The 7,654-nt window shown below is 70.8% G+C and carries 9 protein-coding genes; 1 reads left to right on the top strand and 8 read right to left on the bottom strand.

The window, feature by feature from the left end:
- Positions 1-387: 387 nt before the first annotated feature.
- The 7 genes from IE265_RS36655 to IE265_RS36625 all read right to left on the bottom strand — a co-directional run bounded on the left by IE265_RS36655 (position 388) and on the right by IE265_RS36625 (position 6,611).
- Positions 388-1,566 carry a hypothetical protein gene (locus IE265_RS36655; RefSeq protein ID WP_190040118.1) on the bottom strand — a complete coding sequence of 393 codons (1,179 nt, stop codon included), beginning with the start codon at positions 1,564-1,566 and terminating at the stop codon, positions 388-390.
- A gap of 75 nt (positions 1,567-1,641) precedes the next feature.
- A complete protein-coding gene (locus IE265_RS36650; RefSeq protein ID WP_190040117.1) occupies positions 1,642-1,926 on the bottom strand; it encodes a hypothetical protein in 285 nt (94 codons plus the stop codon).
- Between the two features lie 194 nt (positions 1,927-2,120).
- Positions 2,121-2,312, bottom strand: coding sequence for a DUF397 domain-containing protein (locus tag IE265_RS36645; protein WP_190040116.1), 192 nt, complete (start codon positions 2,310-2,312; stop codon positions 2,121-2,123).
- 535 nt (positions 2,313-2,847) lie between these two features.
- Positions 2,848-3,231, bottom strand: coding sequence for a hypothetical protein (locus IE265_RS36640; protein ID WP_190040115.1), 384 nt, complete (start codon positions 3,229-3,231; stop codon positions 2,848-2,850).
- Between the two features lie 217 nt (positions 3,232-3,448).
- Positions 3,449-4,363: a helix-turn-helix domain-containing protein gene (locus IE265_RS36635; RefSeq protein ID WP_190040114.1), complete on the bottom strand. Its 915-nt coding sequence runs from the start codon at positions 4,361-4,363 to the stop codon at positions 3,449-3,451.
- A gap of 778 nt (positions 4,364-5,141) precedes the next feature.
- Positions 5,142-5,480: a hypothetical protein gene (locus IE265_RS36630; protein WP_190040113.1), complete on the bottom strand. Its 339-nt coding sequence runs from the start codon at positions 5,478-5,480 to the stop codon at positions 5,142-5,144.
- 84 nt (positions 5,481-5,564) lie between these two features.
- Positions 5,565-6,611, bottom strand: a complete 1,047-nt coding sequence (locus tag IE265_RS36625) for a hypothetical protein (RefSeq protein WP_190040112.1) — start codon at positions 6,609-6,611, stop codon at positions 5,565-5,567.
- A gap of 364 nt (positions 6,612-6,975) precedes the next feature.
- On the opposite strand from IE265_RS36625, the gene IE265_RS36620 reads away from it, so the two are divergent.
- A complete protein-coding gene (locus IE265_RS36620) occupies positions 6,976-7,233 on the top strand; it encodes a hypothetical protein (protein WP_190040111.1) in 258 nt (85 codons plus the stop codon).
- 180 nt (positions 7,234-7,413) lie between these two features.
- Here IE265_RS36620 and IE265_RS36615 read toward each other — a convergent pair whose 3' ends face one another.
- On the bottom strand, positions 7,414-7,641 hold the full coding sequence (locus IE265_RS36615) for a hypothetical protein (RefSeq protein ID WP_190040110.1): 228 nt from the start codon (positions 7,639-7,641) through the stop codon (positions 7,414-7,416).
- Positions 7,642-7,654: the final 13 nt, after the last annotated feature.

Raw genomic sequence — 7,654 nt, 5'->3', positions numbered from 1 at the left:
TGCGGACCGTTCCGGCTTACCCCGCCCTGAAGGACGGGGCTTGCGCCGGGCGCATCGGGTCAGGTGGGGGTGGCCGCTGCGTTTGACGGTGGCGAGCGTGCCGAACCGCTGCCTGCCGAGCAGGTCGGAGAGGGCTTGGTCGGACAGTGCGCGGGGTGCCGGTCGTTGGGTCATGGAGGGATCAACGTCCTTGGCCGTCCGGTAATTTCAGGACTCGACGAGTCCAGTACCGTCTTTCACGGCGCGTCCCGGTCCGTGTCGTCCGCGCGGCGGTACGGTCGTGATCTTCCGGTGGCCAGGGGCGTGCGAGGAGGCCGGCGGCGGTGAGTGCCGTCGCGCGGCGCAGCACGTCGGTGGGGTCCGCCGGGCGGCCGATCGCGTCCCGGCTCAGGGAGCCGGGGTGAAGCGGACGACGACGGGGCGGGCGGCGGCCTCACGGCCGCGGACGGAGCCGACGCCCCACACCTGCCCGGAGCCCGGTACGGCGGTGAAGTCCTCGAGCTGGAGCTTCTCCCGGCAGCCGCCCCGGCCCTGCTTGCCCGGCCGGTCGGACAGGCAGGGCGGTCGGGCGATCCGCTCCTCCTCGCCGGCCGCGGTCAGATAGCGCTCGGGGCTGAGCACGATGACGTCCCCGGCCGCGCCCTTGGCACAGCACGGCACGCCGGTCTCCTCGCTCCACCGGGAGCCGTCCCAGCGCAGTGCGAACCCGGCCGAGTACGCGTCGGTGTCGCCGCCTTCGCTGGAGACGGTGCCGAAAGCCCGTACGTCGTCGGCCGACAGAGCGACGACGCGGGCCAGCGCACTGTCGTACGGGCCCTCCTTCGGCCTCGGCGACAGGGCGGGCATCTCCGCCTTCCGCCACCCGCCGCCGTCCCAGTGCGCGGCCACGGGTCTCGCGACCGCCTCGCGTGTCAGGGCGGATCCCGCGGCCCACAGGTCGCGTCCCGACGTGCCCGCCAGTGCCTGTGCCCTGCCGGGCAGCCGGCTGGTGCGCCACTGCCGCCCGTCCCAGTGCCGGGCGGTGTCCGAACCGTCGACGACCCAGGCGTCCGAGGGTCCGAAGACGGCGGCGCCCACCACGGCTTGGGGGAAGTCCCGGGGCACTTCCACGGCCTGCCACGCCGTGCCGTCCCAGTGCGCGGCCAGGGGCGGGCTGCTCTTCTCGGGGGTGGTGGAGATGCCCGCGAAGAGCCACACGTCGCGCGGTCCGGAGGCGTCGAGCCGGACGATCGGCAGTTCGTCGAGGCGGCGCAGCGCGGGTGGGAGGTCGTACGGGCGCCAGGCCTTGCCGTCGTAGTGGAAAAGGAGTGTCTCCTGCTCGTCCACCCATCCGGTGACGGGGCTTTTGCCCACGGCCCAGGCGTCGTCGGCGGAGGCGGCGGCGATGTCGGCGAAGGAGGCGTTGGTGTCGCTTCCGGTGTGGTCGTAGCGCCAAACGGCCCCGGGGCGTGGGCTCTTGGAGCTGCCTGTACGGGAGGAGTCCCGGTGCGTGTCCTGCGGATGGCCGCATCCGGCGAGTGTCAGGAGGGCCGCGCAGAGGACTGCGATGCGGCGCCGAGTGCACATGTCAGTCCTCCGGGGTGTGGGTCGATCCGGTGTCGGCGGGCGGCGGGTTCGGCGGGAGTGCGCACGGGGGCGGGTTCAAAGGCCGCGCAGCCCGTCGTCGAGGCTGTTGCAGCCTGCCCAGCAGTCGATGCTGCCGTTCTCGTAGAGGCTGCCCATGTACCAGGTGTGGTCGACGGTCTTCACGAGGCACAGGCTGTGGAACCCGAGGACGATCACCGGCCGGAGGGTCTCCTTCACTCCGGTGACGTCGCCCACCCATGTCACGGCGCGGTGGGGATCCAGGGCGACGGCCTCCTGGTCCCCGGACCTGTCGCGGATCTGCTGGAGGGTCCACCCGGCGGGAAGCGGTGCGTCTGCCACCCCGGAATGATCGCACGCGTCCCGTGCCGGTGCCCGGGCGGGCGAGGCGCCGCCGCGCATCATGCGGGCCAGTGGGTGCGCAGCGGGTGGCGGCGACCTCGGGGCCGTTCGGTGTGTGTCCGCCATGGGGTGTCGCTGCGGATGGCGCCGGGGGCAGGGGCGCGGTCGAGCCGCCAAGTGCTGGTGCGGGGGCGTCAGTCGGGCTGTCCGGTGGCCATGTGGTCGACGAATTCCTGCCAGCGCGCCGGGCCGAAGTGGAGCACGGTGCCCGAGGGGTGGAGGGAGTCGCGTACCAGGACGCAGGTGTCGTGGAGGGCCACTTCGACGCAGTTTGCGGCACCGACGTCGCTGAAGCTGCTCTTGCGCCACGCCCGGGATTCAGACACCTGCGCGCCTCCTCCACTTCATCCGCGGAGGGTTTGGTGCAGGCAGCGCGTTCTCAGCACGCGACCTGCGGGGGCCTGTTGAGGACCCCGTAACCCTCCGTACCAATGAGAGTGATCACGTGCAAGGGCACACTCAGCACGTTGCTCCAGGATATCAACGGGCTCCTGGAAAACGAATACGACGGTTCCTGCCATGATCGCTCCCGCGAGGGCTCAGAGCGCGTCGTGTTGTACCGCGGCGGGGCCGTTGGGGTGCGCGGGCGGGGTGGTGCCGGCGGGCTCGACGTGCGGCGCGGGCACTTGGCCGGTCGGGGGGCGGACGGCAGCGGGGCCCCGGGGATAAACTTGACCGCTCGCGACGGGCTTCGAAGGGGACGATCAATGACGCGTTCGCTGCTCTCCCATTCGCCTGTGACCACGGTCGTCTGGTGGTCCGTATACGCCCTCGCCTCGGGCATGTTGACGTTCGGTGCCGGCTACGGCGTGGCGCAGGCGTCGGGGGCGACGGTTGCCGGTGTCCTGACGGCGGCCGTGGTCATGGCAGGAGCCGGGTGGTGGGGAGCCCCTCTTCTGGGGCGGGTTCAGCGGACTCTGTCGATCCGCCGTCAGGGCCCCGGGCCAGGGCCTGCGCTGCGGATCGAGCGCGCTCGGTCCTCCTGAGGAGCAGGCGCAGCAGGCTGGTGCGCAGCCGGGCGACGAGCAGGACGCCGACGCCGCAGCCGGCCACTCCGATCCATCGGCCGGGGTCCGGGATGAGCACGGAGAAGAGCACGGCGAACATGCCTCCCAGTGCGGCCGGGGGGATGGTGATGATCCACAGCAGGTGCACGGTGCGCTTCCTGGAGGGCACCACGTGGTGGATGACCTCCCGCCAGATGTGGATCCAGGTCTCGACGGCGGGGTGTTCACGTTTCGCCATGGGTCCACCGCCCCCGCCTGCGGTGCCGGCGGCAGCGGATACCGCCGCCGGTGCGCTCCCCCGACCCGTTCATCGGCCACCTCGGTGATCAGTCGTCCCTAACCGCAGCTCCAGGCCAGCTGCGGGCGGCGCTGTACGTCGATCCGGAGAGGGCTTTTCGGCCCTCGTGGTGCGAGGCCGAGCCGGGGGTGCTGCCCTGCGGCTCACGGGGGTGCGGTCACGGTGTCGCACCCTCCTGCTGGTCCTGATCCGCGGTGAGTTCGAGGTCGGCGACGGTTTCCCCGACGTGCGAGGCGACCTGGCGCAGGCGCCGGCCCATGCCGTCCAGGAGCGCCTGGTCCTCCAACGCCCAGAAGGCTTCGAGGTACTTGCCGGTGATCTCCGGGTCGTTGCTGGCGTAGGACTCTCCGCGCGGGTTCTCCAGGTAGACGGAGTCGGGCATGCCCTCCTCGGAGAACTCGAACAGGGTGAAGGGGCCCAGGATGCCGCGGTGGGCGCCCACGCTGAACGGCAGGACCTGGAGGGTGATCCTCGGGTGGTCGGCGAGTTGCGCCAGTCGTTCCATCTGGGTGCGCATGACCTTGGGTCCGCCGACCTGCCGGCGGATCACGGACTCGTCGAGGATGATGAAGAGCTTGGGGCCTTCCTCGCCCTCGAGGATCTCCTGGCGGGCCAGGCGGGCTTCGACCAGGCGGTCCAGCCGGTCGGCGCTGACGTCCTGCGAGGAGTCGGTGACCAGGGCGCGGATGTACTCCTCGGTCTGGAACAGGCCCGGCACCACGAAGAAGTGGTAGCCGCGGATGATGGAGGCCGAGGACTCCAGTGCGAGGAACGACAGGAATTCCCGGCTGAAGACGTCCCGGTACTCGCTGAAGGGCAGTTTCCTGCTGCCGCGGGCGAGTGCCAGCAGGCTGTCGATCTTGCGGCGGTCGGTGACGCTGTACTCGCCCAGCAGGGCTTTCAAGTCGTTGACGGTGACGGCGACTTCGCCGGCCTCGATCCTGATCAGTTTCGAGGGGTGCCAGTCCATCGTCGCGGCCACTTCACGCTGGGTCAGGTTGGCCTTGTTGCGGGCCTTGCGCAGTTCCGTGCGCAGTCGCAGGCGCTGGACCGCTGGGCTTGGCGTGCTCACGATTCGCACCTCCCTGCACGGATGGTCCTATATGCAATGTAGCAGATAGTCATATCGTCTTAATAGACCTCACGACTCGGGAGTTGTCAGGGGAGAACTCCAGCTCAGGGCAGGTGTCATGGGAGCTTCACCGCGATGAGCAGGGTGTGATGTGCGAGCTTGCATGCCAAGAGAACGCAGTCTCCAGGACTGCGTACCGCGAGCTACCGTATCGGATCTCGCACACCGGAATGTCCCTTCTGGCACTCCTGCTGACCTCCCGTCACACCTGCGGCCCGGCGCCCCGCAGCTCACACGCCCACGGCTCGCCGCCGACGGCTTCCGGGCGCGCGAGGGGGATGTGACGGGGCGTCGGCCCGACGCGTCGGCGGCGTGTTTCCGCACCGCGGATCGGGGTGTTGCGCAGGCCGCTCCCGTCCGCGGCGGTGGACGGCCGGCGGTGTCGAGGGGGCGCGCGGGTCGCGGGTCGCCGACCGCTTCCGCCCCGCACCAGCGGGAACTGACGGGGTGTCGGGTTGTCGCGCCGGTGGTGCACTCCCCGGCCGGATCGGGGTGTTGCGGGCGGCGACTCGCTCGAGGGGTGGGCGGCCGGCGGTGTCGCGGCGTGCGGCGAGGGAGGGGGCGGATCGGCGTGGGGAGCACGCCCCGCGGACGGGACGCGGCTCCCCTGGTCGGTCGCGACCGGCGGTCGGTCGCGCGTGCTCGGCGCCGGGTCGCCCTCGCGGTCGCGCGTCGGCGCGGAACGGCGGGGGCGGCGGCGGTTTCGGGTGTCGTCGGGTCAGACGGCGCGTTTGGCGGTCGCGGTCCGGGGGCGGCTCGCGGCCGCTGTCGCGCCGGTGGCGTGCCAGGTGCGGCAGACCGCGATGACGGAGTCGTACAGGACGACGAGGCCGGTGAGGCCGAGGGCCATGGGCGCGTCCGCGTGGGGCAGCACGTCGGTGAAGTAGAGGGTGGCGGTCGCGGTGACGGCGGGCAGCGCGAGGGTGCCGGGCGGGCGCCGCAGGTTGGCGACCCTGTTGTAGAAGCGGCGGCGTACGGCGCGGGGCGGGACGAAACTCCAGGACGGGGCCGGTCCGTTGGGGTTCTGGGGGTCGATGAGGCTCAGGTGCTCGCTCACGGAACTGTCCTTGCGCGGGGCCCGGCCGAGGGTGGCCGGCCGGGCGGGGCGGGGTGGGGGTCGAGGTAAGCGGTGCGGGGTGGGCTACTGGTCGTCGTCGCGTTCGTCGGGGAAGCCGAGCTGCTCGACGTGGTCGATCTCGTCGTCGACGATGCGGCCCAGGCGGCGGGCGGTGATCTCGTCGCGGGCGATGACGAGGCCTTCGACGAAGGGGGTGCCGCCGGTGGCGGCCTTGTAGAGGATCTTGCTGGCATCCCAGGGCTTGGTGGCGCTGCCGCCGCTGCCGTAGAGGCGTACGGCCATGCCGTGGCCGGCGGAGACCAGCACGATGGCGCTGTTGAGGACGCCTTCGGAGAAGTGGACGGCGGCCGGCACGGCGCGGTTGAGGACCGCCTGGATGATCGCCGAGCTGGTGTCGTCGACGAACAGCAGGTGCTGGTACTCGCGGCGCAGCCCGGTCTCGAGTCCGGACAGGGAGCGCGGCAGGACGATGCAGCCGGGCTCCGGGTCGGGGACGAGGGGTTCGCCGAGCATCTGGATCCAGGTGCCGCAGGGCAGGAGCCGGTGGGCGTTGGTGCAGTCCGACATGAGCGCGGATTCGACGGTGACTGCGGCCGCGTGCAGGGGGTGGTTGGGCAGCCACACGAGGACGGACAGGGAGGCCGATGCGGCGTCCCCGGTGGCGAAGAGGCGGCGCAGGCAGCCGGTGGCGGAGATGGACACCACGGGGCGGCCGCTCAGGACGTGTTCGCGGAATTCGGCGGTGCGTTCGTCCAGGCTGCCCTTGGCGCCGATCACGGTGATCGGGACTCCGGCGGTGTTGGTCACCCGTTCCAGCGCGGCCTGGACCTCTCCCGCGATGCGGGGCATGAGGGACGCCTCGAGGGTGTCCCAGAAGTGGGCCTGTGCGGCCAGGCCGTTCCAGGGAGGGCACGGATCGTCGAGGCTCTCCAGGTCACGGACGTGGCGGAGTTCCTCGTCCTGCGGGAGCGGCTGGTCCGCGTCCCGGCCCTGTTCGAGTTCCTGGCGGATGGTGCGCAGCGTGCCGAAGATCGTGGATGCGCTGAGGCCGGCTATGCCGTCGGCCCGGTAGGGATGCTCTGCGCCGTCGCCGGGGAAGGGCTTGCTCATCAGAGGGGCTCAACTCCTTGTGGACTGGGTTGATGGACGGTGAGCGGTTCGGTCCACCGTGGTCCGCTTCGACAGTACTCGATGAGCGTCATGACACTCATATGGAGCTTCTCATGGTGCACTACATGAAACTTATGATGCGTCAGGCGAGTCGAAGTGTCATAGCCCATAGCGGGAATCGCTTGTTCAGCCTCACGAAACCTGTACCTCTCAGCACTTTTGCGCTACGGGCTGCATGCACTCCGTGAAGTCGCGTAGTCTTGCAGGGTTACCGTCAGTTGCGCGCAGCGCGCGCACCGCGAGCGGGAGACGCGCCCGGAGTTCCGGACCCGGGGCGGCTCCGGCCCGACCGAAGGGAAGCCTGTTGCCCAGCGAACGCAGGAAGAGCGAGGACAAGGACCGTCAGGTGGTCGTATCCGTCCGGTTCCCGAGTCAACTGCTCGACAGGATCCACGCCGTGGCGGCCATCGAGTCCGTGACCGCCAACGCGATCATCCGCGAGGGAATGGACAGCTACATCCGAGAACGGGTGGCCAGCCCGGAGTTCCAGGAAGCCCGCGAGGCCTACCTCGCGCGCGCCGAGGCACAGGTCGCCACCGCACTGCAGGACCATTCCGCGTAACACCCCACAGGCATATGACATCGTTTCCCACCGCTGTCGTACCGGCGACCGCCGACGCCGGAACCAGCGCCCTCACAGCCTTTCTTGATCACACGTCAGCAGCCTGATGCCACGAGCCGGGGCCCATGTGCGGGGCCTCGGCTCCGCTGTGTCCCGCACCGGGCCGTACCCGTACCGGGGTCAGTGCGGGGCGCAGTCCTGCAGGCGGTCCGCGATCTCCCGGTCGGGCCGGCACACCAGGATGTCGCCGGAGCCGTCACGGACGGCGAGGCGTTCCACCTCGGCCGTCAGGCAGCGCCGGGACGGCGCCGGGGCGGGGTGGTGGTGGCGGCTGTAGAACGCGAACCGCCCCAGGCCCGTGATGAAGTCGTCGTCCGGCCCGTCGGAGGAGTACTGGAGTTCGCGCATCCAGAAGTCGGCC

The organism is Streptomyces fructofermentans, assembly GCF_014651055.1.
Lineage (GTDB): Bacteria > Actinomycetota > Actinomycetes > Streptomycetales > Streptomycetaceae > Streptomyces > Streptomyces fructofermentans.
Note: the sequence above shows the minus strand (reverse complement) of the source record. Positions and strands in the feature narration are given on the sequence as shown.

Bases quoted from the DNA above. Each gene is read 5' to 3' on its own strand.
- IE265_RS36655 (WP_190040118.1), bottom strand. From the start codon at position 1,566: ATGTGCACTCGGCGCCGCATCGCAGTCCTCTGCGCGGCCCTCCTGACA.
- IE265_RS36615 (WP_190040110.1), bottom strand. From the start codon at position 7,641: ATGCGCGAACTCCAGTACTCCTCCGACGGGCCGGACGACGACTTCATC.
- IE265_RS36640 (WP_190040115.1), bottom strand. From the start codon at position 3,231: ATGGCGAAACGTGAACACCCCGCCGTCGAGACCTGGATCCACATCTGG.
- IE265_RS36625 (WP_190040112.1), bottom strand. From the start codon at position 6,611: ATGAGCAAGCCCTTCCCCGGCGACGGCGCAGAGCATCCCTACCGGGCC.